The organism is Streptomyces sp. NPDC026394 (assembly GCF_055567735.1).
Window position 1 is genome coordinate 167,845 of the sequence record NZ_JBVHPX010000013.1, and the last position, 23,846, is coordinate 191,690.

General features: G+C 72.2%; 21 protein-coding genes. 4 read left to right on the plus strand and 17 right to left on the minus strand.

Going from position 1 to position 23,846, the window contains the following annotated elements:
* Positions 1-134: 134 nt before the first annotated feature.
* The 5 genes from rlmB to ACZ4QV_RS27450 all read right to left on the minus strand — a co-directional run bounded on the left by rlmB (position 135) and on the right by ACZ4QV_RS27450 (position 5,424).
* Entirely contained in the window at positions 135-1,091 is a 957-nt protein-coding gene (rlmB, locus tag ACZ4QV_RS27430; protein ID WP_030022525.1) for a 23S rRNA (guanosine(2251)-2'-O)-methyltransferase RlmB, read from the minus strand.
* A gap of 383 nt (positions 1,092-1,474) precedes the next feature.
* On the minus strand, positions 1,475-2,869 hold the full coding sequence (gene cysS, locus ACZ4QV_RS27435) for a cysteine--tRNA ligase (RefSeq protein ID WP_361157120.1): 1,395 nt from the start codon (positions 2,867-2,869) through the stop codon (positions 1,475-1,477).
* A gap of 348 nt (positions 2,870-3,217) precedes the next feature.
* Complete coding sequence (gene ispF, locus ACZ4QV_RS27440; protein ID WP_467763544.1) at positions 3,218-3,739, minus strand: 2-C-methyl-D-erythritol 2,4-cyclodiphosphate synthase; 522 nt, start codon at positions 3,737-3,739, stop codon at positions 3,218-3,220.
* Positions 3,726-4,511, minus strand: a complete 786-nt coding sequence (gene ispD, locus ACZ4QV_RS27445) for a 2-C-methyl-D-erythritol 4-phosphate cytidylyltransferase (RefSeq protein WP_361157122.1) — start codon at positions 4,509-4,511, stop codon at positions 3,726-3,728. The genes ispF and ispD overlap by 14 nt, the downstream gene beginning before the upstream one ends.
* 430 nt (positions 4,512-4,941) lie before the next feature.
* Positions 4,942-5,424 (minus strand): CarD family transcriptional regulator, encoded by a 483-nt coding sequence (locus tag ACZ4QV_RS27450; RefSeq protein ID WP_003953493.1) that lies wholly within the window; start codon positions 5,422-5,424, stop codon positions 4,942-4,944.
* Between the two features lie 826 nt (positions 5,425-6,250).
* Between ACZ4QV_RS27450 and ACZ4QV_RS27455 the strand changes: the two genes are divergently transcribed.
* Entirely contained in the window at positions 6,251-6,934 is a 684-nt protein-coding gene (locus ACZ4QV_RS27455) for a copper chaperone PCu(A)C domain-containing protein (protein WP_361157125.1), read from the plus strand.
* Positions 6,935-7,119: 185 nt separating this feature from the next.
* On the opposite strand, the gene phoP is transcribed toward ACZ4QV_RS27455, so the two are convergent.
* The gene (gene phoP / locus ACZ4QV_RS27460) at positions 7,120-7,791 is read right to left on the minus strand and encodes a two-component system response regulator PhoP (RefSeq protein ID WP_467763556.1); all 672 of its coding nucleotides are present in this window, start codon (positions 7,789-7,791) and stop codon (positions 7,120-7,122) included.
* A gap of 5 nt (positions 7,792-7,796) precedes the next feature.
* Positions 7,797-9,101, minus strand: coding sequence for a two-component system sensor histidine kinase PhoR (gene phoR, locus ACZ4QV_RS27465; protein ID WP_361158842.1), 1,305 nt, complete (start codon positions 9,099-9,101; stop codon positions 7,797-7,799).
* A 235-nt stretch (positions 9,102-9,336) separates the two neighbouring features.
* Here phoR and phoU point away from each other — a divergent pair, with 235 nt between their 5' ends.
* On the plus strand, positions 9,337-10,014 hold the full coding sequence (phoU, locus tag ACZ4QV_RS27470) for a phosphate signaling complex protein PhoU (protein ID WP_361158845.1): 678 nt from the start codon (positions 9,337-9,339) through the stop codon (positions 10,012-10,014).
* Positions 10,015-10,488: 474 nt separating this feature from the next.
* On the opposite strand, the gene ACZ4QV_RS27475 is transcribed toward phoU, so the two are convergent.
* Positions 10,489-11,250, minus strand: a complete 762-nt coding sequence (locus ACZ4QV_RS27475; protein ID WP_361158848.1) for a phosphoglyceromutase — start codon at positions 11,248-11,250, stop codon at positions 10,489-10,491.
* Positions 11,251-11,656: 406 nt separating this feature from the next.
* On the opposite strand from ACZ4QV_RS27475, the gene ACZ4QV_RS27480 reads away from it, so the two are divergent.
* The gene (locus ACZ4QV_RS27480) at positions 11,657-12,793 is read left to right on the plus strand and encodes an alpha/beta hydrolase family protein (RefSeq protein ID WP_361158851.1); all 1,137 of its coding nucleotides are present in this window, start codon (positions 11,657-11,659) and stop codon (positions 12,791-12,793) included.
* Positions 12,794-12,874: 81 nt separating this feature from the next.
* Here the strand turns inward: ACZ4QV_RS27480 and ACZ4QV_RS27485 are convergent, their stop codons facing one another.
* Both ACZ4QV_RS27485 and ACZ4QV_RS27490 read right to left on the minus strand, forming a co-directional pair.
* Positions 12,875-13,372 (minus strand): type III secretion system chaperone family protein, encoded by a 498-nt coding sequence (locus ACZ4QV_RS27485; protein ID WP_361158854.1) that lies wholly within the window; start codon positions 13,370-13,372, stop codon positions 12,875-12,877.
* Positions 13,365-14,780 carry a glycosyltransferase gene (locus ACZ4QV_RS27490; protein WP_467763545.1) on the minus strand — a complete coding sequence of 472 codons (1,416 nt, stop codon included), beginning with the start codon at positions 14,778-14,780 and terminating at the stop codon, positions 13,365-13,367. The genes ACZ4QV_RS27485 and ACZ4QV_RS27490 overlap by 8 nt, the downstream gene beginning before the upstream one ends.
* 330 nt (positions 14,781-15,110) lie before the next feature.
* Here ACZ4QV_RS27490 and ACZ4QV_RS27495 point away from each other — a divergent pair, with 330 nt between their 5' ends.
* Complete coding sequence (locus ACZ4QV_RS27495; RefSeq protein WP_361158859.1) at positions 15,111-15,923, plus strand: class I SAM-dependent methyltransferase; 813 nt, start codon at positions 15,111-15,113, stop codon at positions 15,921-15,923.
* Between the two features lie 54 nt (positions 15,924-15,977).
* On the opposite strand, the gene ACZ4QV_RS27500 is transcribed toward ACZ4QV_RS27495, so the two are convergent.
* From ACZ4QV_RS27500 to mshD, 7 genes are all read right to left on the minus strand, one after another.
* Entirely contained in the window at positions 15,978-16,400 is a 423-nt protein-coding gene (locus tag ACZ4QV_RS27500; RefSeq protein ID WP_361159056.1) for an Hsp20/alpha crystallin family protein, read from the minus strand.
* 168 nt (positions 16,401-16,568) lie between these two features.
* A complete protein-coding gene (locus ACZ4QV_RS27505; RefSeq protein WP_361158861.1) occupies positions 16,569-17,003 on the minus strand; it encodes an NUDIX hydrolase in 435 nt (144 codons plus the stop codon).
* An 8-nt stretch (positions 17,004-17,011) separates the two neighbouring features.
* Positions 17,012-18,166 carry a CHAD domain-containing protein gene (locus ACZ4QV_RS27510; protein WP_467763546.1) on the minus strand — a complete coding sequence of 385 codons (1,155 nt, stop codon included), beginning with the start codon at positions 18,164-18,166 and terminating at the stop codon, positions 17,012-17,014.
* A complete protein-coding gene (locus ACZ4QV_RS27515) occupies positions 18,150-20,432 on the minus strand; it encodes an RNA degradosome polyphosphate kinase (RefSeq protein ID WP_361158863.1) in 2,283 nt (760 codons plus the stop codon). The genes ACZ4QV_RS27510 and ACZ4QV_RS27515 overlap by 17 nt, the downstream gene beginning before the upstream one ends.
* Before the next feature lie 696 nt (positions 20,433-21,128).
* Positions 21,129-21,608, minus strand: coding sequence for an ATP-binding protein (locus tag ACZ4QV_RS27520; protein WP_361158866.1), 480 nt, complete (start codon positions 21,606-21,608; stop codon positions 21,129-21,131).
* A gap of 3 nt (positions 21,609-21,611) precedes the next feature.
* The gene (locus ACZ4QV_RS27525) at positions 21,612-22,493 is read right to left on the minus strand and encodes an MEDS domain-containing protein (RefSeq protein WP_361158869.1); all 882 of its coding nucleotides are present in this window, start codon (positions 22,491-22,493) and stop codon (positions 21,612-21,614) included.
* Between the two features lie 294 nt (positions 22,494-22,787).
* A complete protein-coding gene (mshD, locus tag ACZ4QV_RS27530; RefSeq protein WP_361158872.1) occupies positions 22,788-23,735 on the minus strand; it encodes a mycothiol synthase in 948 nt (315 codons plus the stop codon).
* Positions 23,736-23,846: the final 111 nt, after the last annotated feature.

The window sequence follows — 23,846 nt, forward strand, 5'->3', positions numbered from 1 at the left end:
GACGGAGCAGGGGCGTGCGCGCGACCCGGAGCCCCCGCCCGCGCGCCCACACCACCTCGCTGCCCAGCCCCTGCCACCTCGTGGTGGGTCCCTTACCGCCTCAGGACCGGCCCTCTACCGCCTCGCGGCCGGGCTCACCCGCGCCGCCGCGCGGCCTCCCACAGCACCACGCCCGCCGCGACGCCCGCGTTCAGCGACTCCGCGCCGCCCGGCATCGGAATGCGCACGCGTACGTCGCAGGTCTCGCCGACCAGCCGCGACAGGCCCTTGCCCTCGCTGCCGACGACGATGACGACCGGGCCGTCCAGCACCTCCAGGTCCTGGAGCTCCATCTCGCCGTCCGCCGCCAGACCCACGACGGTCATGCCCGCCTTCTGGTAGCCCTCCAGGGCGCGCGTCAGGTTTGTGGCGCGGGCGACCGGCGTACGGGCCGCCGTGCCCGCCGAGGTCTTCCACGCCCCGGCCGTCATACCGGCGGCGCGCCGCTCCGGCACTACCACGCCGTGCCCGCCGAACGCTGCCACGGAGCGCACCACGGCGCCGAGGTTGCGCGGGTCGGTGACGCCGTCGAGCGCGACGATCAGCGGGTCCTCGCCGTCGTCGAAGGCGGCGGCCGCGAGGTCCTCGGGGTGCGCGTACTCGTACGGCGGCACCTGGAGCACCATGCCCTGGTGGTTGAGCCCGTTGGTCATGCGGTCGAGCTCGGGGCGCGGCGCTTCCATCAGGTTGATGTTGCCGCGGTCGGCGGCGAGCTGCAGCGCCTCGCGCACCCGCTCGTCGTTCTCGATGAACTGCTGCACGTACAGCGTCGTCGCGGGCACGCCGTCGCGCAGCGCCTCGAAGACCGGGTTACGGCCGACGACCAGCTCCGAGGTGCCCTTGGCGCCACCGCGCCGCGGGGCCGGGCGCCGGTTGGCCGCCTGCTTGGCCTGGGCGTTGGCGATGCGGTTCTTCACATGCCCCTTGCGCGCGGACGCGGGCGGGGTCGGGCCCTTGCCTTCCAGGCCCCGGCGCCGCTGGCCACCGCTGCCGACCTGCATACCCTTCTTGTTGGACGTGCGGCGGTTCCTGCGCTGGCTGTTGCCGGCCATGGGTCACCTGTCTCTTCACTGCTCTCGACGTCTCGCGACGTGGAGTGGATACGTACGTACGGATGTGTGTCTGCTGTGTGTCTGCAAGAAGTGTCGCCCGGAGACGGCCGGTACGGCCAACCGGCACCCGCCTGACGGGGACCGGCCGGCACGGGGAGGCGGCCGCGGCGGGTACCAGCCGGGACGGGTACCCGCTGGTACCGGCGCCCGGTGGGGCGGGAGCCCGCAGGACGGGGCCTGCGGGCCGAGGGCCTGCGGGCTCAGAGCCTACGGGCCGAGGGCCTGCGAGGCCCACACCCACGGGCCGGGCTCCGGCCGGTCGAGAACCGGCAGGCCGTAGCCCCGCCTGCCCCGCCGCGCCGGACCCACCGTGCCGACCCCGCTCAGGACAGCGACCACCGCGGTCCCGACGGCGTGTCCTCGATGGCCAGGCCGGACTGCTGGAGCTCGTCGCGGATGGCGTCGGCGGTCGCGTAGTCCTTGCGGGTACGGGCCGCCTGGCGCTGGTCCAGGATCAGCCGCACCAGCGAGTCGACGACGCCGTGCAGGTCCTCGCCGCGGTCCGTGCCGCCGCCCGACCACTGCTCGTCCAGCGGGTCCAGCCCGAGCACGCCGAGCATGGCGCGGACCTCGGCCAGGCGGGCGACGGCCGATTCCTTGTCGTCGGCCGTCAGCGCGGAGTTCCCCTGGCGGACGGTGGTGTGCACGACGGCGAGCGCCTGCGGTACCCCGAGATCGTCGTCCATCGCCTCGGCGAAGGCCGGCGGCACCTCGGCGGCGGGCTCCACAGGGCCGGCCTTCTCCACCACACGCTGGACGAAGCCCTCGATCCGCGCGAACGCGGACTCGGCCTCGCGCAGCGCCTCCTCGCTGTACTCGATCATCGAGCGGTAGTGCGGGGTGCCCAGGTAGTAGCGCAGCACGATCGGACGCCAGCGCTTGACCATCTCCGAGACCAGCACGGAGTTGCCCAGCGACTTGGACATCTTCTCGCCGCTCATGGTCACCCAGGCGTTGTGGCACCAGTACGCGGCGAAGTCGTCGCCGTACGCCTTGGCCTGCGCGATCTCGTTGTCGTGGTGCGGGAAGACCAGGTCGACGCCGCCGCCGTGGATGTCGAAGGCGGTGCCCAGGTACTTGTGCGCCATCGCCGAGCACTCCAGGTGCCAGCCGGGGCGGCCGCGGCCCCACGGGGTCTCCCAGCTCGGCTCGCCCGGCTTCGCCGTCTTCCACATGGCGAAGTCGCGTGCGTCACGCTTGCCGGTCTCGTTGTCGGCGGAGGGCTGGAGCAGGTTGTCCAGCTCGTGCTTGGACAGCTCCAGGTAGCCCGGGAAGGAGCGCACGTCGAAGTAGACGTTGCCGTCCGCGGCGTAGGCGTGGCCACGGTCGATCAGGCCGCGCATCATCTCGATCATCTCGGGGATGTGGCCGGTGGCGCGCGGCTCGTAGGTGGGACGCAGGCAGCCGAGCGTGTCGTAGGCCGTGTTGAACGCGACCTCGTTCTCGTAGCCGATGGCCCACCACGGGCGGTTCTGGTCGGCGGCCTTTGTGATGATCTTGTCGTCGATGTCCGTCACGTTCCGGATGAACGTGACGTCGTAGCCGCGGTGCAGGAACCAGCGGCGCATGATGTCGAAGTTCAGCCCCGACCGGATGTGCCCGATGTGCGGGGCGGCCTGTACGGTCGCGCCGCACAGGTAGATCGAGACACAGCCCGGCGTGAGCGGGGTGAAATCGCGAGTCTGCCGGGCGCTGGTGTCGTACAGCCGAATAGTCACGCGACAAGGGTAGTCCGAACCGGACAGTGCCCGGCGACCACCGGGGCCACGGACACAGAAGCGTGACATTCCACCCCGCGCGACCGCGGTGCGGTACGGACACTCCGGCCATGCCCCCCCTCCAACTGCTACGGATGCCCCTGTCACCTGGGACAACTCCCGTACGTGTCAAGGGGTTCCCGCACCGCGTGTCACCCGCGCCGAGCCGTCGGCCGTCTCACCGGTCAGCGGTCACCGCTCCTCGGACACCGGACGCTGGTCACCGCTCACCGGTCATCGCTCGATCGGGCCACCTGGCTTCCGGGCCACCGGGCCGCCGGACTGACCGATTCCGCCCGGTTCCCGCCCCTACCTCATCGGCAGCACCAACGCCGTGGCCACCGCCGCCAGTCCTTCCGCCCGGCCCGTCAGGCCGAGGCCGTCCGAGGTCGTGCCGGACACCGAGACCGGCGCGCCGGCCGCCTCCGAGAGCACCTTCTGCGCCTCGGCGCGCCGCTTGCCGACCTTCGGGCGTACGCCGATGACCTGCACCGCGATGTTGCCGATCAGGAAGCCTTCGGCCCGTACGATGCGGGCCGCCTCGGACAGCAGCGTCACGCCGGACGCGCCGGAGTACTCCGGGCGGCTCGTACCGAAGTGCGCGCCGAGGTCGCCGACACCGGCGGCCGAGAAGAGCGCGTCGCAGGCGGCGTGCGCGGCGACGTCGCCGTCACTGTGCCCGGCGAGGCCGTACCCGTCGCTCGCCGCGTCGTCCCAGAGCAGGCCGGCCACCCACAGTTCGCGGCCTTTCTCGAAGGCGTGCACATCGGTGCCGATGCCCACCAGCGGCATCATCTGCGGCTGCGACTGCCGCGGGTCATACATAGCCATCAGTGGCCCTCCTACGGGCGAGTACGGCCTCGGCGAGGATCAGGTCCAGCGGCCGGGTCACCTTGAACGCTTCTTCGTGGCCCGGCACCACCACGACGGGGGCGCCGAGCTGCTCGACCATTCCGGCGTCGTCGGTCGCGCCGTCCCCCTGAAGGACGACGGTCTCGTGCGCCTTGACCAGGGTCGCCCGGTCGAAGCCTTGCGGAGTCTGTACGGCGCGCAGCAGGGCCCGCTCCGGCGTGCCGACCACGGGCTCCGGCTCGCCGGCCTGCCCGCCGGTGCGCGGTTCGACCTGTTTGACGGTGTCCGCGAGCGGCAGCGCCGGCACCACGGCCGGGGCGCCGCCCCGCACCGCGGCGACCACCGAGTCGACCGTTTCGGCGGGGACCAGGGGCCGGGCGGCGTCGTGCACCAGCACCACGTCGACGCCCTCGGGCAGGGCGTCCAGGCCGCGGCGGACGGACTCCTGGCGGGTCTCGCCGCCGGGGACGACCAGCAGGTCGGTGCGTTCGGACAGCGGGTACTGGTCCAGCAGGTTGCGGACCTCGGTGGCGCCGTCCGGCGGGGCGACGACCACGACGACGGAGACGGCGCGGGAGGCGGCCATCGCCCGTACGGCGTGGACGAGCATGGGCGTGCCGCCGAGCGCGCGGAGCGCCTTGGGGGCGCCCGGGCCCAGCCGTACGCCACGTCCGGCGGCCGGGATGACGGCCGCGGTACGGAGCCGGGGCTTACCGGAGAGGTTGGCGGAATCTGGGGATACGTCTGACATCGGTTGCTCCGAAGCCCGGGGAGACCCCGGAATTAGCGCAGACAGGTTTGTTTCCCGAGCCGACATGGGTATGGCCGCAGTGTGCCGGGCGCGACGCCCCGATCGGACCCTTCCGTGACGCCGGTCGGGACAGCTGCCCGAGCCCGGCACGCCACAAGCGGGCGCGACGGCGGATCTTTTCGGGGACGAGCACGGGGGCGGTCACCACGGGGAACGATCACACGGTTCGGTAGTGGTGCACGGCTTCCGCAGGAGTGCTTCCGCGCGTGCGTGGGTCCACAGGAGCGGACGCCGCGCACGGATGCGGTTACGGGGCTGCCGGTGCGGTACGAGTACAGGTATGCCGCCGCAGATATGCCGCAGCGCCCGGCAACTGACCGCTCCTGGCCGGAGTCGGCCGCCACTCGGGCGCCGCGGCATTCGTACGTCGTCAGGACGCGAGGACCTCGTCCAGCAGAGCCTCGGCCTTGTCCTCGTTGGTGTTCTCCGCGAGGGCGAGTTCGCTCACCAGGATCTGGCGGGCCTTGGCGAGCATGCGCTTCTCACCGGCGGAGAGACCGCGCTCCCGCTCACGGCGCCACAGGTCACGCACCACTTCGGCGACCTTGATCACGTCACCCGAAGCGAGCTTCTCCAGATTTGCCTTGTAACGACGGGACCAGTTCGTCGGCTCTTCGGCATACGGTGCGCGCAGCACCTCGAAGACCCGGTCCAGCCCGTCCTGGCCGACCACATCGCGTACGCCGACGAACTCCGCATTGTCCGCTGGCACACGAACAGTCAAGTCGCCCTGGGCGACCTTCAGCACCAAGTAGGTCTTGTCCACGCCTTTGATCTGGCGAGTTTCGATGGCCTCGATCAGCGCGGCCCCGTGATGGGGATAGACCACGGTGTCGCCAACCTTGAACGTCATGTGACAGGTACCCCTTCCGTGGCTATCCATGCTAACACGGGAACGGGCCGTTCTGAATGGCGTTTTCGCAGGTCAGGGCATATCTCGGGGCTTGACAACTGCGCCCGGAACGTGCTTCGACCGCCCTCCGGGTGCAGGAATTCGCAGGTCGGAGGCGCTTCGCGCGCAGCCTGAAACACGTACGTCACACCCCTGGAAGAGCCCGCGACAGCGCCCGTACGTCCCGTTTTGCCGGGATCCGGATGTCGCAGTTCCGCTACTCCGTTCGGTTCCGGAGGGCGGGTGTCCGCCGTTTCGTGAATTGATCACCAGGCGTCCGCCTCACGAACACCGGACGGCCGCCACACGCGAGGCGCCGCACGTGATCAATTACGGGAACCCGGCGCATTCCCTGCGAATGCCGATTTACCTGCGAGGAAACCGGCCGGGCTTCATCCGAACGACCGCTTGCCGGATATTCGGGTTTCTTCCGAGGCCGGCTCCTGATCATTCCGTACGGCGGGCCGGGAAACTCCTGCGGCCGTGGACGGGATGCGGACGAGATGCGACGCGGCACGGACGAGGTGCGGCAAACGGGCGTACGACGGAGGGCCGTCGCGGCCTGTGGGGACGGGCCGGAGCGGGACGGGAGGAGGGTGTGATCGTCCTGGGGGCGGGTCGGGTGCGGCGGCCCGGGGGCGGCTCGGTAACCTAGCGGCGCTGACACACCCTTAGGGCGGCTTTACGCGGATGCCGGTACGGCGACCGCGCACGGCCGCCCAGCCGCCCATCCGCGACCGGGCTCGAAGTTCGGCCGCCGTAGTTCGTCCAAGGAGATGCCGCCGCCGTGAGCCGCAGCCTTCGACGCGGCGTCCTCGCCGCCACCGTTCTCACGCTCTCGATCGCCACGCTCTCCGCGTGCGGAGCCGGGAACGACGCCCAGACGCTCCAGGTCAAGCCGGACAACGCCGCAACCAGCGTCGGCGACCTCAAGATCCAGAACGCCTCCGTCGTCACCCAGCCCGAGCCGGACGCCGAGGGCCCGGCCGTGGTGACCGCGACCGTGTTCAACAACGGCAGCAAGGACCAGACGCTGGAGTCCATCAAGGTCAACGGTACGAACAAGGAAGCGAAGCTGTCGCCCGCCAAGGGCTCCGGGCCGATCGTGGTCCCGGCCGGCGGCTCGATCGTGATCGGCGGCAAGGACAACGCCTCCGCCGTACTGGACAGCGGCCGCGGGTCCGTCAAGAACGGCGACGCGCAGTCCGTGACCTTCGACTTCAGCGCCGCCGGGAAGGTCACCCTGCGCGCGTTCGTCGTCCCGGCCAAGAGCTACTTCAAGGACTTCGGCCCCAGCGAGGTTCCGTCGCCGTCCGGCTCGGGCCGCCCCTCCGGCAGCCCCTCCGCGTCCGGCAGCCCGTCGGGGAAGGCCACGCCGAGCGGTTCGGCCGGCGCGAACGCCAACGCCGACGCCGGCGACAACGCCTCGCCGAACAGCGGCGCGCCGCAGTCGCCCGAGGCCGGCCGCTGACGCCCGTAGCGGGCCGCAGCACCGCACCGCAGCGCTGCGGGTACCTCCGTCGGTACCCGCAGTAGCGCTGCGCCGCACCTCAGTACCCGCAACAGCACGAGCGCCGTACCGCGCCGCACCTAACCGCGTCAGAGGCGCCTCTGACGCCCGGCGCCTCTTACGGCTTACGGCTTACGGCTTACGGCTTACGGCTCGAATTTGTACCCCAGCCCCCGGACCGTGACCAGGTACCGCGGCGCGCCCGGGTCCGGTTCGATCTTGGCGCGCAGGCGCTTCACGTGGACGTCCAGCGTCTTGGTGTCCCCCACGTAGTCGGCGCCCCAGACGCGGTCGATCAGCTGCATACGGGTCAGCACCCGGCCCGCGTTGCGCAGCAGCATCTCCAGGAGGTCGAACTCCTTCAGCGGCAGGTCGACCTTGCCGCCGGAGACCGTGACGACGTGCCGGTCCACGTCCATCCGGACCGGCCCGGCCTCCAGGGCCTGCGGCGAGACCTCCTCGGGCTCCCCGCGGCGGCGCAGCACCGCGCGGATCCGGGCGACCAGCTCACGGGAGGAGAAGGGCTTGGTGACGTAGTCGTCGGCTCCTATCTCCAGGCCGACCACCTTGTCGATCTCACTGTCCTTGGCGGTCACCATGATGACCGGGACGTTGGAGCGGCCGCGCAGCTGACGGCAGACCTCGGTGCCGGGCAGGCCCGGCAGCATCAGGTCCAGCAGGACCAGGTCGGCGCCGTTGCGCTCGAACTCGTCCAGGCCGTCGGGACCGGTCGCCGCGACGGCGACCTCGAAGCCCTCCTTGCGGAGCATGTACGACAGGGCGTCACTGAACGATTCCTCGTCCTCGACGACGAGCACTCGGGTCACGGAAGGACCTCCGGGGCAGGGTGAGCAGGAAGCGGATCGTTGAAGGTCTCGTACGGGCGGTCCTCTTCGTCGAGGCCCTCCGCCGACGGGTCGGAAGCGGGACGTGCGCGATCGCGCACGGCACCGGCCTCCGGGAGACGCAGGGTGAAGGTGGAGCCCTGTCCCTCAGCGCTCCACACCGTGACCTCCCCGCCGTGCGAGGCGGCCACGTGTTTGACGATGGCGAGGCCGAGGCCGGTCCCGCCGGTGGCGCGCGAGCGCGCCGGGTCCACGCGGTAGAACCGCTCGAAGACGCGGTCCCGGTCCTTCTCCGATATCCCGATGCCCTGGTCGGTCACCGCGATCTCGATCAATCCCCCAGTGCCGAAAGCCTGGGAGGTACCCCCACCGCCGTGCGCCGGGACACGGCGGCCCGCGATACCGACCCGGGTACGGGCCGGGGAGTAGTTGACGGCGTTCTCGACGAGGTTGCCGAGGGCGGCGGCGAGCTGGCCGCGGTTGCCCCAGACGTGCAGGTCGGCGGTGCCGGCGGCGGCCATGGTGATCTGCTTCGTGCCCGCCTGCTGGCGGCAGCGGTCGATCGCCTCCGCGACCAGCTCGTCCACCCGGACCGGCTCGGCGTCCTCCAGCGGGTCGTCGTTCTGCACCCGGGAGAGGTCGATCAGTTCCTGGACGAGGTTGGTCAGCCGCGTGGCCTCGTTCTGCATCCGTCCCGCGAAGCGCTCGACGGCCTCGGGGTCGTCGCTGGCGTCCATGACGGCCTCGGACAGCAGGGACAGGGCGCCGACCGGGGTCTTGAGCTCATGGCTGACGTTGGCGACGAAGTCGCGCCGTACCGCCTCTATGCGCCGGGCCTCGGTCAGGTCCTCGACCAGCAGCAGGACCAGCCGCGACCCGAGGGGCGCGACCCGCGCCGAGACCGCCAGGGCGTCGCCGCCCCGGCCCGTCCCTCTGCGCGGCAGGTCCAGCTCCACCTGGCGTATCTCGCCGTCGCGGCGGGTGTCGCGGGCCATCTGGAGCATCGGCTCGACGGCCAGCTTCCCGCCCCGTACCAACCCCAGCGCGTACGCGGCCGAGCTGGCCTTGACCACGGCGTCGGCCTCGTCCAGGACGACGGCCGAGGAACGCAGCACGGACAGAACCGTGTCCACACCGGGCGGCAGGACCGCGTCGGTGTGCAACGACGTACGCGTGGGCTTGGCCTGATCCCGCTCGCTCCAGCGGAACGCCAGCATGGCGAAGACGCCGGTGCACAGTCCGGCGATCGCTGCCACTGCGGCGACGGCCGCGTCCACGTTCATGACTCCAGGTTATGCGTCGGCTGTGACAGTTCCCCAGCCGTTCGAGGGCCTGCTCGAACATACGTCGCCCAGAGTTCACCTTGGTGTCGGCGCCGGTTCATTCCGGAGGTCAGAACCGGTCGCGTTCCGGCCGGAACGTGGGAGCGTGGGGACTCCGGCCCCCACTCCGTCAAGCCGAATGGCACTTCACCACCCCGAGCGACACGTCACCACCCGAACCGAGAGAAGGTCACTGATGCGGGACGCGTACCACGAGGAGCTGGATTCGATCGGCGAGAGCCTCGTCGAGATGGCCAGGCTCGTCGGCTCCGCGATCGGGCGCGCCACCACGGCGATACTCGACGCGGACCTGAAGCTGGCCGAGGCCGTCATCGCCGCCGACGAGAAGGTCGACGACCTCCAGCGGGACCTGGAGGCGCGGGCGATAGCCCTCCTCGCCCGCCAGCAGCCGGTCGCCACCGACCTGCGGATCGTCGTCACCTCCCTGCGCATGAGCGCCGACCTGGAACGCTCCGGCGACCTGGCCCAGCACGTGGCCAAGCTGGCCCGGCTGCGCTTCCCGGACACGGCCGTACCGCGGGACCTGCACGCGACGATATTGGAGATGGGACAGCTCGCCCAGCGCCTGATGGCCAAGGCCGCCGAGGTCATCATCACCAAGGACGTCGACCTCGCACTCCAGCTGGAGCAGGACGACGACGCGATGGACCTCCTCCACCGCACCCTCTTCCAGCACCTGATGGACGACCGCTGGAAGCACGGCATCGAGACGGCCGTGGACGTGACGCTGCTGGGCCGCTACTACGAGCGCTTCGCCGACCACGCCGTGTCGGTCGCCAAGCGGGTCGTGTACCTGGTCACCGGCGAACACGCGGACGAGATCGCCCCGCCGGCCCCGGTGGAGGGCGCGTAGCAGCACCCCACCGCGCACGGCACGGCACGTACGCCCCGGTCAAGAGCCGTACAGCGGCGGGCCGTGCCACCACGCGCCGTTGATGCGCCTCGCGAGGCGGGCATCCAATGGACACCGAACGACATTCGGATGGCCCTCTCCCCGAGGAGGCAAGTCATGACGCGTTCCCCTGCACCCAACCCGGCCCCCGGCAACTGCGCCTGCGGCCCCAGCTGCTCCTGCGGCTGCCAGTCCGGCGGCCCCTGCCAGTGCGGCGGCTGCAGCTGACCGACAGCGCCCGCCACCCGCGGTCGCACCCGACTTCCGGCGGCCACCAGAACCGCATCCGCAAGACGCACGGTGCCTCGCCCGGGAGACTGCCGGGCGAGGCACCGTGGTGGTCGGCACCCGACCCTGCCGTGCCCCGCACGACGGTCCGGCAGAAGCCCCCCACCGGCGGCGAAACCGCAGGTAGGGGGCTTGTGCGCGTGGGGCTTACTTCTTCTTGCCCTGGTTCTTGACGGCCTCGATGGCTGCCTTGGCGGCGTCCGGGTCGAGGTAGGTGCCGCCCGGGTTCACCGGGTGGAAGTCGGCGTCGAGTTCGTAGGAGAGGGGGATGCCGGTGGGGATGTTCAGGCCGGCGATGTCGGCGTCGGAGATGCCGTCGAGGTGCTTGACCAGGGCGCGGAGCGAGTTGCCGTGGGCGGCGATCAGGACGGTGCGGCCGGTGGCCAGGTCCGGGACGATGCTGTCGTACCAGTACGGCAGCATGCGGACGACGACGTCCTTGAGGCACTCGGTGCGGGGGCGCAGGTCGCTGGGGATGATCGCGTAGCGCGGGTCGTCGATCTGGGAGAACTCGGCGTCGTCGGCGAGGGCCGGCGGCGGCGTGTCGTAAGAGCGGCGCCAGAGCATGAACTGCTCCTCGCCGAACTCGGCCAGGGTCTGGGCCTTGTCCTTGCCCTGGAGCGCTCCGTAGTGGCGCTCGTTCAGACGCCAGCTGCGGTGGACCGGGATCCAGTGGCGGTCGGCTGCCTCCAGGGCGAGCTGCGCGGTGCGGATGGCGCGCTTCTGGACGGAGGTGTGCACGACGTCGGGGAGCAGGCCGGCGTCCTTGAGCAGCTCACCGCCGCGGACCGCCTCCTTCTCGCCCTTCTCGTTGAGATTGACGTCCACCCAGCCGGTGAACAGGTTCTTCGCGTTCCACTCGCTCTCGCCGTGGCGAAGGAGGATCAGCTTGTACGGTGCGTCGGCCATGCCTTCGAGCGTAATCCACTTCCGGCCATGGGCTCGCCGCGGCCCGGAGGCCGGGGGGTAGGGCGTGGGCATGACAGGTTGCCGGCGGTGTCGGGGTAGCGGGAGGGCGACAGGGGTGCCGGCACGGTCGCGGTGTGCTCGGGGTTGCGGGAGCGTTGGGGGGAAGCCGAAGGACGGCGACGGGACGGGGAGGGGCGGAATGGTGGGTCGTACGCGGCGTGCTTGTGTGGTTACGGGGATGGGAGTCGTGGTGGCGGGGCTGGCTTTTGCTGGTTCCGGGAGCGGGAGTGCGGCGGCCGGTTCCGGGGGTGGGAGGACGGCGGCCGGTTCCGGGGGTAGGGGGACGGTGGCCGGGGCTGGAGGCGGGAGGGCGGTGGCTGGGGCTTCGGGCGGGGTGCCGGTCCGTATGGTGCTGCCGGCGCCGACTGGGCCGTACGGGGTGGGGGGCGTGGCCCTTCGCTTGGTGGACGAGGGGCGGCGGGATCCCTGGGTGGTGGGGCGGGCTTGCCGGGAGCTGATGGTGAGCGTGCGCTATCCGGCCGGGGCGGCGGGTGGGTGTGCGCGGGTGCCGCAGATGTTGCCCGGGGAGGCGGCCGCGTTCGCGGCTTGGAGCAACTTTTCGAAGGTCATTCCGGAGGGGATGGCCGACTGGGGTGCCACCCGTACGCATGCGTGGCGGGGCGCGCCGGTCGCGCAGCCAGGTGGGCGGGGTTTTCCGGTGGTTCTCCATTCGCCGGGTGCGGCGGATCCGCGCGGGCTCGGCAGCACGCTCTGCGACGAGTTGGCGTCCCGTGGGTACGTCGTCGTGAGCATCGACCACACGTATGAGGCGCCCGGGGTGCAATTCCCGGACGGACGGGTCGAGTACAGCCGGATGCGGGAGGAGGCCGGGAAAGCGCAGCGGCCGGAGCAGGTCGTCGCGCTGCTGAAGAAGCTGACGGCGGTGCGGGTGGCCGACACCCGGTTCGTGCTGGACCAGTTGGGCCGGGCGGTGGTGCTGCCGCGGATGCCGGGAGGGGTGCTGGACTTGCGGGCGGTCGGGATGTTCGGGCACTCCGGAGGTGGGTTCACCGCGGCGCAGGCGATGCATGACGACCGTCGGATCAGGGCCGCGGTGAACATGGACGGCGTGATGGGCTACACCCAGCGGGACGACGATCCGGCCAACCCGTCCACGGTCGGCACGGACGGACTGGACCGCCCGCTGCTCCTCATGGGCAAGGAGGGCGACGATCACCACACGGTCGCGTCCTGGAAGGCGGTGTGGGAGCGCAGTTCGGGGTGGCACCTGGATCTCACCCTGACCGGCGCCGGGCACGCGAGCTTCACGGACGCGCAGTCGCTGGTCCCGCAGTTGGCCCGGAAGGCGGGGCTCCCGCGCGAGGCCGTCGAGGAGCTGGTGGGTACGGTCGCGCCGGAGCGCTCGGTGGCGGCGCAGCGGGCGTATGTGACGGCGTTCTTCGACCGGTGGCTGCGGGGGCGGGACAGCGGGCTGCTGGACGGGCCTTCCGGGCGCTTTCCGGAGATTCGGTTCGTACGGTGAGCGGGAGCAGGAGCGGTTTGTACGGTGGCCGGAGCGCGGTTCGTACGGTGCCGGAAGCGTTCCTGCGGCGGCGCGGTGGCGTTACGCCGACGGGCGCCGGGTCAGGTGGCTGAAGGCTTCGAGGTTGCGGGTGGACTCGCCCCGCGCGACCCGCCACTCGTACTCCTTGCGGATGGCGGAGGCGAAGCCCATCTCCAGGAGGGTGTTGAAGCTGCCGTCGGCGTTCTCCAGGACCGTGCCGAGGATGCGGTCGAGTTCGTCGGGGGTGACGGCCGCGAGCGGCAGTTTGCCGACGAGGTAGATGTCGCCCAGTTTGTCGATCGCGTAACTCACGCCGTACAGACGGGTGTTGCGCTCCAGGAGCCAGCGGTGCACGGCTTCGTGGTTCTCGTCCGGGTGGCGGACGACGAAGGCGTTGATGGACAGGGAGTGCTTGCCGACGATCAGGGAGCAGGTCGTGGAGAGCTTGCGGGTGCCGGGCAGGGTCACCACGTACGTGCCGTCGGTGGGCGACTCCCACGTCAGGCCGGCCTCGTCGAGAGTCGCCTCGATCACCTGTCGTGCCGCTTCGTCAGCCATGGGGCGATCGTAGGTGACGGCGTCGTTCCTGCATCGCGGCGGTGTACACCTCGGCGGTCGCGGCGGCCGCGGTGTCCCAGCCGAAGGACCGGGCGTGCCGCGCGGCGGCGGCGCCCATCCGGCCGGCCAGTGAGGTGTCGCGGGCGAAGCGGCCGAGGGCGCGGGCGTAGTCGGCCGGGTCGTGGCCGGATATGAGGAAGCCGCTGACGCCGTCGTGCACGGCCACCGGCAGGCCGCCGACGGCGGCGGCGATCACCGGGGTGCCGCACGCCTGGGCCTCGACGGCGACCAGACCGAAGGATTCGCTGTAGGACGGCATGACCAGGACGGACGCTGCGCGGTACCAGTCGGCGAGCTGCTCCTGGCCGACCGGCGGCCGGAACCGGACCACATCGGCGATGCCCAGGCGGGCGGCCAGCTTATGCAGCCCTTCGGGCTTGGCCAGACCACTGCCGCTGGGCCCGCCGACCACCGGGACGACCAGGCGCGAGCGCAGGGACGGGTCCTCGTCGAGCAGGACGGCGACGGCGCGCAGCAGGATGTCGGGCGCCTTGAGCGGCTGGATGCGGCCGGCGAAGAGCGGGATCAGGGCGTCCTGGGGGAGGCCGAGGCGGGCGCGGGCGGCGGAGCGGGAGGCAGCGGTGTCGGACGGGGCCTCGTCGGTCACCGGGGCGCCCGCGGAGGGCGCGGCCGGTCCCGCGGGGCGGAAGCGGTCCAGGTTGACGCCCGGGTGCACCACGGCGACCTTGTCGGCGCCGGCCTCGTAGTGCCGCATCAGCTCGGCGGCTTCCTCGTCCGTGTTCGCGATCAGCCGGTCGGCGGCGCGCACGATCTGCGTCTCGCCGATGACGCGCGCGGCGGGCTCGGGGGTGTCACCCGCGGCCAGGGCGGCGTTCTTGACCTTGGCCATGGTGTGCATGGCGTGCACGAGCGGGACGCCCCAGCGCTCGGCGGCGAGCCAGCCGACGTGACCGGAGAGCCAGTAGTGGGAGTGCACCAGGTCGTAGTAGCCGGGCCGGTGGCCCGCCCACGCCTGCATCACGCCGTGCGTGAAGGCGCAGAGCTGGGCCGGCAGCTCCTCCTTGGCCAGGCCCTCGTACGGGCCCGCGTCCACGTGCCGGACGAGGACGCCCGGGGCCAGCTCGACGGCGGGCGGCAGGGTGCCGGTCGTGGCCCGGGTGAAGATCTCGACCTCGATGTTGAGGGAGGCGAGCTTCCTGGCCAGCTCGACGATGTAGACGTTCATGCCGCCGGCGTCGCCGGTGCCCGGCTGGTGCAGCGGGGAGGTGTGCACGCTCAGCATGGCGACCCGGCGCGGGCGGCGGGCCGCGCCCGGCAGGCGCAGCCCGGAGCGGCCCGGGAACGGACCGTGGGAACGGCTGCGGAGCCTGGACACGTATTGGCTCACTGCGGGCTACCTCCTAGCCGGTACGGCCTGGGCCGGGGCGTGCGGCGCCTCCGAAGCCCGTAACAACGGAACCCGCGCATCCATTTCCCTGTGAGCCCGCTCCCTCTTCACTTTGCCAAAGCGTGACCTCGTGGGGCGGGTGGTGGCAGAAGGCACGAAGGTCGGGTCGGGGTTGATGGGTACAAGGATTGGGACGAGGCCGGTAGGGACAGAGGTTGGGCTGGGTCTGACGGGCACAGAGGTTTGACTGTGGCTAGTGGGCACAGGGGTTGGGCCGGGGTCAGTGGGCGCGAAGGTGGAGCCGGGGCCGGTGACGCATAAGGTCAGGACATGGTCCGCAGCCCGTCCGCCTCTCCCCCGCCCTCCCGCCCCCTAGGGAACGCGACCCGCGGCACCACCAACCCGAACCGGCTGCGCCGCATGGACCGCTGGATCGCCGCCACCCACGCCGCCGTACTGCGCCGCGGCCCCGCCCCCGTCGCCGTGGACCTCGGATACGGGGCCGCGCCCTGGACCGCGGTGGAACTGCTGGCCCGGTTGCGCACGGTGCGGGCCGACGTCCAGGTGGTCGGCGTCGAGATCGACCCGGCGCGGGTCGCCGCCGCGGCACCGTACGCGTGCCCGGGGCTGGCCTTCGCCCACGGCGGGTTCGAGGTGCCGCTGCCGGGGCGCCGGGCGCCGGTGCTGATCCGGGCGGCGAACGTGCTGCGCCAGTACGCGGAGGACGAGGTGCCCGCCGTGTGGGAGCGGCTGTGCGCGCGGCTGGCGCCGGACGGGCTGCTGGTGGAGGGCACCTGCGACGAGATCGGGCGGCGGCACGTGTGGGTGGCGCTGGGCCCCGAGGGCCCGCGCACGGTCACCTTCGCGGCCCGCCTCGGCGCGCTCGAAACCCCGTCCGACCTGGCCGAACGGCTGCCGAAAGCCCTGATCCACCGCAATGTGCCGGGCCAGCCCGTGCACGCGTTCCTGCGCGACTTCGACCGGGCGTGGGCGGCGGCCGCCCCGTACGCCTCGCTGGGCGCGCGGCAGCGGTGGATGCGCAGTGTCCTCGCCCTGAGCACGGCGTGGCCGCTGGCCGACGGGCCCCGGCGGTGGCGGCAGGGGGAGGTCACCGTGCGGTGGGAGGCGGTCGCGCCGGTGTGAGGTGGCCGGCCTCGGCCCGGCCGCCGCTTCGGCGAGCCGGGCCGGTCCCGCACCTCAGTGGGAGATCTGCTTGCGCGAGCTTCCGCCCGCGATCTCGATCTTGCGCGGCTTGGCCCGTTCCGCGATCGGGATACGCAGGGTCAGCACACCGTTCTCGTACGCCGCGTCCACCCGCTCGCTGTCGAGCGAGTCACCGAGGAACAGCTGCCGGCTGAACTTGCCCGCCGTACGTTCGCTCGCGATCAGCTCGGCGCCCTCGGGGGCGGTGGGGGTTCGCTCGGCGCGGACGGTCAGCACGTTGCGCTCGATGTCCAGGTCGATGGTCTCCGGGTCGACTCCCGGCAGATCGAAGTGGATCACGAACTCGTCCCCGGACCGGTAGGCGTCCATCGGCAGTGCGGCGGGACGCGCCGTCGTCCCGAGCACCTGCTGGGTGAGGCGGTCGAACTCGCGGAACGGGTCGGTACGCATGAGCATCACGGGTCATCTCCTTCCGAAGGCACTGGGTGCGATGCCCTTCTGCCTTCTGTTGTAGCTCGGAGAAGGAAAATTGACAAGCCTGGACTCAAGGTTGCTGAGGCGCAACGGAACGATGGCGCGGGGACGCCCCCGCGCCGTACCTCGCGCCAACCGAAGAAGCCCAGGTCAGGAAGGCACCCCGGGTCCCCGCTGGAGCGCCCCCAGCAGCGCGTCCACCAGCCGCCGGTCCCGCTCCTGCGTCAGGACACGGCGGGCCCGGTCCGGCGGGAGCCACAGGAGGCGGTCCACCTCGATGCTCGGGGTGAAGCTGCCGTGGGTGGCTTCGGCGGCCCAGTAGCGGACTTCCTTGGGACGGCCGTTGGCGAGGTAGTGCGTGCTGGGGAGCCGGGCGCCGGGGTGGCACTGCCACCCGGTCTCCTCGGCCACCTCGCGGAGGGCGCCGGCCAGCCAGTCCTCGTCGCGTTTGAGTTTGCCTTTCGGGTGCGACCAATCGTCATATTTCGGGCGGTGTACGAGGGCGATCTCCAGGCCGTCGGCCGTGGCGGACCGGCGCCACAGGACGCAGCCGGCCGCGCGGACGGGTTTTGCGGGCACCGACATGTCCTCCGTCATCCCTTCCGTACCGGAGAGCCCGGCTCGGGTACGGGCGCGGGGAGCCAGACCCGCCCGAACACGTAGCGGGCCGCTTCGGCCTCGTGGCGCTGGTCGGCGTGCAGGACGCCGAGGGCGTAGGCGGTGGCGGGGGCGATGCGCGGGGTGCGGGCCGCCGCGGCGGCCGCGGCGGCGGCTTCGGCGGCGTCCCGGTGGCGTTCCAGCGCGCGGCCGGCTTCCGCCAGGCGCGGGTCGGTGTCGTCGGGGTCGGTCACTTCCTGGGCGTACCGGCTGAGGCGGGCCAGCAGCCGTACCTGGTGCCAGGGCCCGTCCTGCCGGGAGTCGGCGGTGAGGGCGTCGCCGTTGTACGCCTGACCCGCGCGGGCGAGCGGCAGGGCCGCGACGGCCTCGGCGAGGCGCCGGTGGGCCTGTTCGGCCAGCGGGAGCAGCGCGTCCGGCGCGGGCCGGTCGGCCGTGGCGGTGAGCGGCGCCTCCGAGGCGAGTACGGCCACGGCGTCGGCGACGGCGTGGAAGCGGGAGGAGCCGAGCGCCTGGAGGGCGGCGGAGTGCGCGCGGGTGCGGGCGAGGGTGATCTGCCGTTCCAGCAGGGCGCCGGCGCGCGCGGCCCCGGTGGACAGCAGCGCTTCGGCCGCGTCGGGGTCCGGCGCGTCCCGGGAGGCGGAGGCGGCGGGGCTGCTGAGATCCGTGGGGGCGGTGAGGCGCTGGAGGGCTCCCAGCAGCCGGTCCAGCCGTGCCGTTCCGGCGTGTTCGCGGGCCAGGGTGCCGGACAGCCAGGCCAGTTCGCCGCGCAGATGGTCGGCCCACCTCTCGTCCGTGAGCGGGCGGAAGGTGTGCAGTGCGCCACCGATCCGCCGGGCGGCGGACCGCAGTCGGCGGGCCGCCTCACGGGCGCTCTCCGCGTCCGGGCCGCTCTCCCCGTGGGCGCGCAGGCTGCGCAGGAAGTCCGTCGCCCGGTGGTGCAGATAGGCGGCGAGGACGTCGCGGGCGGTGCGTCCGGTCAGTGCGGAGCCGTCGGTTCCGTACGGGTGCGGGCCGCTGCCGGGGGACGTCGGCCCGCCGGGCCGCGCCGGTCCGTCGGCCAGGGCGGCAGGCGCGCCGCCGGGCCCCGCGGGCTCGTAGCGGAGCGGGGGGAAGTCATGTCGCTGAGCCACGCCTGCGCCTCCGGGCGTCAATGAGCAGTTCCTGTACGTTGCGCAGCGGCGCGCCGTCCGCGTCGACCGCGTGCCGGGTCCAGTCGCCGTCCGGGCCCAGGTGCCAGGACGAGGTGGCGTCCGACGTGCCGATCTCCAGGAGACGGCTGAGGGCGGCGCGGTGGGCCGGGTCGGTGACCCGTACCAGCGCCTCGATCCGCCGGTCGAGGTTGCGGTGCATCATGTCGGCGCTGCCGAGCCAGACCTCGGGTTCGCCGCCGTTGCCGAAGGCAAACACCCGGGAGTGTTCGAGGAAGCGGCCGAGCACGCTGCGGACCCGGATGTTCTCGCTGAGCCCTTCGACGCCGGGCCGCAGGGCACAGATGCCGCGTACCCACACATCGACCGGTACACCGGCCTGGGAGGCGCGGTACAGCGCGTCGACGACGGCCTCGTCGACCATCGAGTTGACCTTGACGCGCACGTAGGCGGGCCGCCCGGCACGGTGGTGCGCGATCTCCTTGGTGATGCGCTGCACCAGGCCGTCCCGCAGGGACTTGGGGGCGACCAGCAGCCGCCGGTAGGTCTCCCGGCGGGAGTAGCCGCTGAGCCGGTTGAAGAGGTCGGAGAGGTCCGCGCCGACCTGCGGGTCGGCGGTCAGCAGCCCCAGATCCTCGTACAGCCGGGCCGTCTTGGGGTGGTAGTTGCCCGTCCCCACGTGGGAGTAGCGGCGCAGCATCTCGCCTTCCTGGCGGACGACGAGCGACAGCTTGCAGTGCGTCTTGAGGCCGACCAGCCCGTACACGACATGGCAGCCCGACTCCTCCAGCTTGCGCGCCCACTTGATGTTGGCCTGTTCGTCGAAGCGCGCCTTGATCTCCACGAGGACGAGCACCTGCTTGCCGGACTCGGCGGCGTCTATCAGCGCGTCGACGATCGGCGAGTCGCCCGAAGTGCGGTACAGCGTCTGCTTGATGGCGAGGACGTCCGGGTCGGCGGCGGCCTGCTCCAGGAACGCTTGGACGGAGGTGGAGAACGAGTCGTACGGGTGGTGCAGCAGGACGTCACGGGCGCGCAGCGCGGCGAAGATGTCGGGCGCGGACGCCGATTCGACCTCGGCGAGGTCGCGGTGGGTGCCCGCCACGAACTTGGGGTACTTCAGTTCCGGCCGGTCCAGGGCGCCGATGCCGAACAGGCCGGTCAGGTCCAGCGGTCCGGGCAGCGGGTAGACCTCGGAGTCGGAGACCTTCAGCTCCTGGACGAGCAGGTCCAGCACGGCCGGGTCGATGGACTCCTCGACCTCCAGGCGGACCGGCGGCCCGAAGCGGCGCCGCATCAGCTCCTTCTCCAGTGCCTGGAGGAGGTTCTCCGCGTCGTCCTCCTCGACTTCGAGGTCCTCGTTGCGGGTGACCCGGAACATGTGGTGCGCCCGCACCTCCATCCCGGGGAACAGCTCCTCCAGGTGGGCGGCGATCACGTCCTCGATGGGCACGTACCGCTGCGGCGCGGCCTCCAGGAAGCGGGAGAGCAGCGGCGGGACCTTGACCCGCGCGAAGTGGTCGTGGCCGCTGACCGGGTTGCGCACCACGACGGCCAGGTTGAGGGAGAGGCCGGAGATGTACGGGAACGGGTGGGCCGGGTCGACGGCGAGCGGGGTGAGCACCGGGAAGATCTGCTGGCGGAACAGCGTGAACAGCCGGGACTGCTCCTTCTCGGTCAGCTCGGGCCAGCGGATCAGGTGAATGCCCCGGTCGGCTAGCTCGGGGGCGACGTCCTGCTGGTAGCAGGCCGCGTGCCGGGCCATGAGTTCGCGGGAGCGGGTCCAGATGAGGTCCAGCACCTCACGGGGCTGGAGGCCGGAGGCGGAGCGGGTGGCGACGCCGGTCGCGATGCGCCGCTTGAGGCCCGCGACGCGCACCATGAAGAACTCGTCGAGGTTGCTCGCGAAGATCGCGAGGAAGTTGGCCCGTTCGAGGAGCGGCGTGGCCGGGTCCTCGGCCAGTTCCAGCACCCGCTCGTTGAACGCCAGCCAGCTGCGTTCGCGGTCCAGGAAACGTCCGGCGGGCAGCTCCGCACCGTCGGCGCCCGCCGCGCCGGTCTCCTCGTAGTCGTCCAGGTCCGCGTCGAGGTCGGGTTCCAGCTCGGGCACCGGCACGGCGACCGCGTGCGGGCGGTGCGCCGCTATGGAGCCCACCGACGGCTGCGCGGACGGCGGCAGGTGGGCCGCCGTCCGGGACGTGGTCGGCTCGGTCCGGTCCGTGTCCTGGGCGCTGGGCTGCTGGTTCATGGCCTTATTCTTCCGCGCCGGAGGCTCTGTCAGCCCGTCGGACGGAGCCGGTACGGGTTCCGGTACGGGGCGCAGGCGGCGGCCGGCGGCATTCGGGACAGCGGGCTGCATCCAGTGATGCTCGCAAGCGACGTTGAATCGCCGGTAACGCGGACGTGGCGGCCAGGCAAGCGGGCCGCTACTCCCCGGTGTTTACATTCCCGTGCCTTGCGTTTCAGGGGGCGCGCCCCCTGGGGCGCGCAAGGGGGCGCTCGGTCGCTCTGGCGTGCGCCCCCGGCGTGCCCACGGCACCAAGGCGCTGGTGGCCCGGCACGCGGCGGGCAACACGGCCTGGCGGGACGGCGCCCGCACGCCGCGGCACTCCGTACAGCCTGCTTCACCGGGAGCGTGGGCACCAACTCGGTCGTCGTGTCCGCGTTGAGGAGGGCGTCGGGCACGAGGCCGACCGCTCCGCAGTGGTTGCAGGGCACGCGGGCCGGGGTCTGCGTGAGATCGCTGAGGGCCGGACCGGGGCCACGGAATCACCCGTTCAGCGGGGCCGCAGCACCCGCACGGCGGGCAGGGCCGGCCGCCGAGCCCGGCGCGGGCGTGCGGGGACATCACGACGGTGGTGCCGTGCTCGGCGGCCCGGGCCGTCAACGGACCGGCGATCTCGTACAGCGGCCCGGTGATCCCGTACAGCGGCCCGTCCTGCATTCAGTCCGCCGCGGACGCCAGTCGTACGCAGCACGTGACGACGGCGCCCCGCGGGCCGGGGCCGCTGCCCGGGCCGACCTCCAGGCCGTCCGTGAGCCGGCGTACGGTCCACAGTCCCCAGCCTGTGGACTCCGCCAGTCCGGGCGGCCGTTCGGGGATGACGGACGCGTCGAAGCCCGGCCCGCTGTCGGAGACGCGGCAGCACACCAGCGTCCCCCTGCGGTAGAGCTTCAGCAGCCCGCCTCCTCCCGCGTGCCGGACCGCGTTGTCGGCCAGTTCGTTGGCGGACAGCAGCAGGGCGTTGTGGCGGTTCCCGGCCAGGCCCAGGCGTGCGGCGTACTCGCCGAGTGCGACGCGCAGCCGCGGCAGGTCGGCCGAGGTGAAGTCGGCCTCCAGGCAGTGGTCGGCGGCGAGGTGCACGCTCGGCCCTGGCGGCCTCTGCGGGCCCCCGGCGGGGGAACCCTGGGTCGTCGGTCCCATGCGTCACTCGCCTTCCACGGTCAGCTGCGGGATGTCGAGCGCCCCCAGAAGCAGGAACGTGTGGGCGTGTATGCCGTCGCACCGGATGACGACACGTCTGCCGCCCTCGGCGGCCAGCCGCAGTACGGCCCGTGCGCAGTAGACGTCCAGGAAGGACAGCTCGGTGAGGTCCAGGACGACGCGCGGCTCCGCCGAGTCGGCGATACGGCGCAGGGCGTTGTTGAACGGTTCACGGGTGGACAGGTCGGCCTCGCCGACGAGCCGCAGCCCGTACGTGCCGGAGCCGGGCTCCGTGATCGGCAGGGCCAGCAGCGTGCCGGGGCGTTTCAGCAGGGCGGTGGGGTGGCCGGCCGCCGCCCGGTCCAGGACGTCGCCGCTGAACCGGGTCTCGTCGTACGTGCAGATCTCGGTGTAGTGCGCGTCGGTGAACAGGTAGTGGCAGCCCTTGCTCTCCCGCCACAGGACCCGTTCGACGTCGGCGCCGAAGGCCGCCACCCAGGCCATGTCGATGGCGCTGCGGACCGTCGGGTACCCCTCGCGCAGCGCCTCCTCGACCTCCCGCCGCAGCCCGGCCATCTGCCGTTCCACCGAGATCTCCCGCGGCCGCCACATCCGGTCCATGGTGAGCAGCTTCAACTGGCCGCGCTCCAGCGGCGGTCCGACCGGCGGGCCGTACGCCTCCAGGTGCTCCAGCACGGTGGTTTCGGGCACCTCGGGGTCCGCGAAGAGCAGTACCCGCTCCCCGCGGGTGATGCCGGTCTGCGTGAACGAGCCGATCGTGGACCAGCGCGACTCCTCGTCCGCGTAACTCGCGAAGGCGTGGTCCCCCGGCCGCAGGCGCTCCACCGGCACGATCCGGGTGTGCTCTTCGGCATGGAAGGGCAAGGAACTCTCCTACGTCTGCCGCCGTTTCGGCCCGGCCGTGCCGGCGCTCCGCATTCGGGCGCGCCGAGTGCGGGCACTCAGCCGGGAGGGTAGCGGGACGTGCGGCGCCGCCGAGCCGGAGGACGGAACGGCGGCGCCCTTGGACCGCTTCACGGCGGCAAACGATCGGTTGAGTTCGAGGTCTGTCCCCGTAGGGAAAACGTAGCGCCGAGTTCTGTACGACAGGCGAGGACGTGTTCTGTGCGCTCACGTCGCCGCGCGCTCACGACCCGACGTGCTCACGCCTTCGTACGCTCACGTCTCCGTGCGGTACATCAGGTCCGTCTCGTGCGTGGTGAACCCGAGCCGCTCGTAGACGGTCACGGCGGGCACGTTGTCCGCGTCGACGTAGAGCATCGCCGTCGGTACGCCCTGCCCCGCCAGGTGCCGCAGCCCGATCGCGGTGAGCGCCTTGCCGAGCCCGCCGCCCTGCGCGTCCGGCCGCACACCGACCACGTACACCTCGCCCAGGCCCTCCGCGGCGTGGATCTTGGTCCAGTGGAAGCCGGTCAGCCGGCCGTCCCGCTCCGCGAGGAAGAAGCCCTTGGGGTCGAACCACGGCTCGGCCTTGCGGTCGTCCAGGTCGCGCTGGGTCAGCGAGCCCTGCTCGGGGTGGTGGGCGAAGGCCGCGGCGTTCGCCTCCAGCCACGCCGCGTCGTCGCTGCCCGGCTGGAAGGTCCGTACGGACACGCCTTCCGGGAGCACCGGCTCCGCTAGCTCCAGGCCGTTCAGCGGGCGGCGCATCTGCCGCAGCTCGCGGAAGAGCGTCATGCCGAGGGTCTGGGCGAGGTGGCGGGCCGCGGCGTGGCCGCCGTGCGCCCACACCCGCAGGCGGCGGCCGGACTGCTCCAGCAGTCCGGTGCCCAGCGCGCGGCCGTGGCCGTGGCCCCGGTGCGACGGGTGCACCACCAGTTCGGCGGCGGGCGCCTCCACGGGATCGGTGTCCTCCAACTGGGCGTACCCGGCGAGCACCCCGGCCTCGTCGTCCGGCCCGCCCGGTACGTACAGCAGCAGATGCCGTACGCCCTCGCGCCGCCCGCCGCGCAGCTGGAGGCGCCCCTGTTCGGACACGGCGGGCTGCCCGTCCGTCGCCGCGGCCTGCTCGATCAGTGCGAGGGCGGCGGCGGCCGCGTCCGGCGTCAGCTCGTCCGTGACCTCGACCCGCCGGCCCGTCCGGCCCTTGTCCTGTGCTGCGTCAGTCATGCTCCGAAGGGTACGGCCCGGGCTCCGGTACACCCGATGCACACCGGTCCGTCAGCTGTCACCCCTGTTCCGCTACGCGCGTTGACCGTAGGCTGCGTCCGCTCGGACACC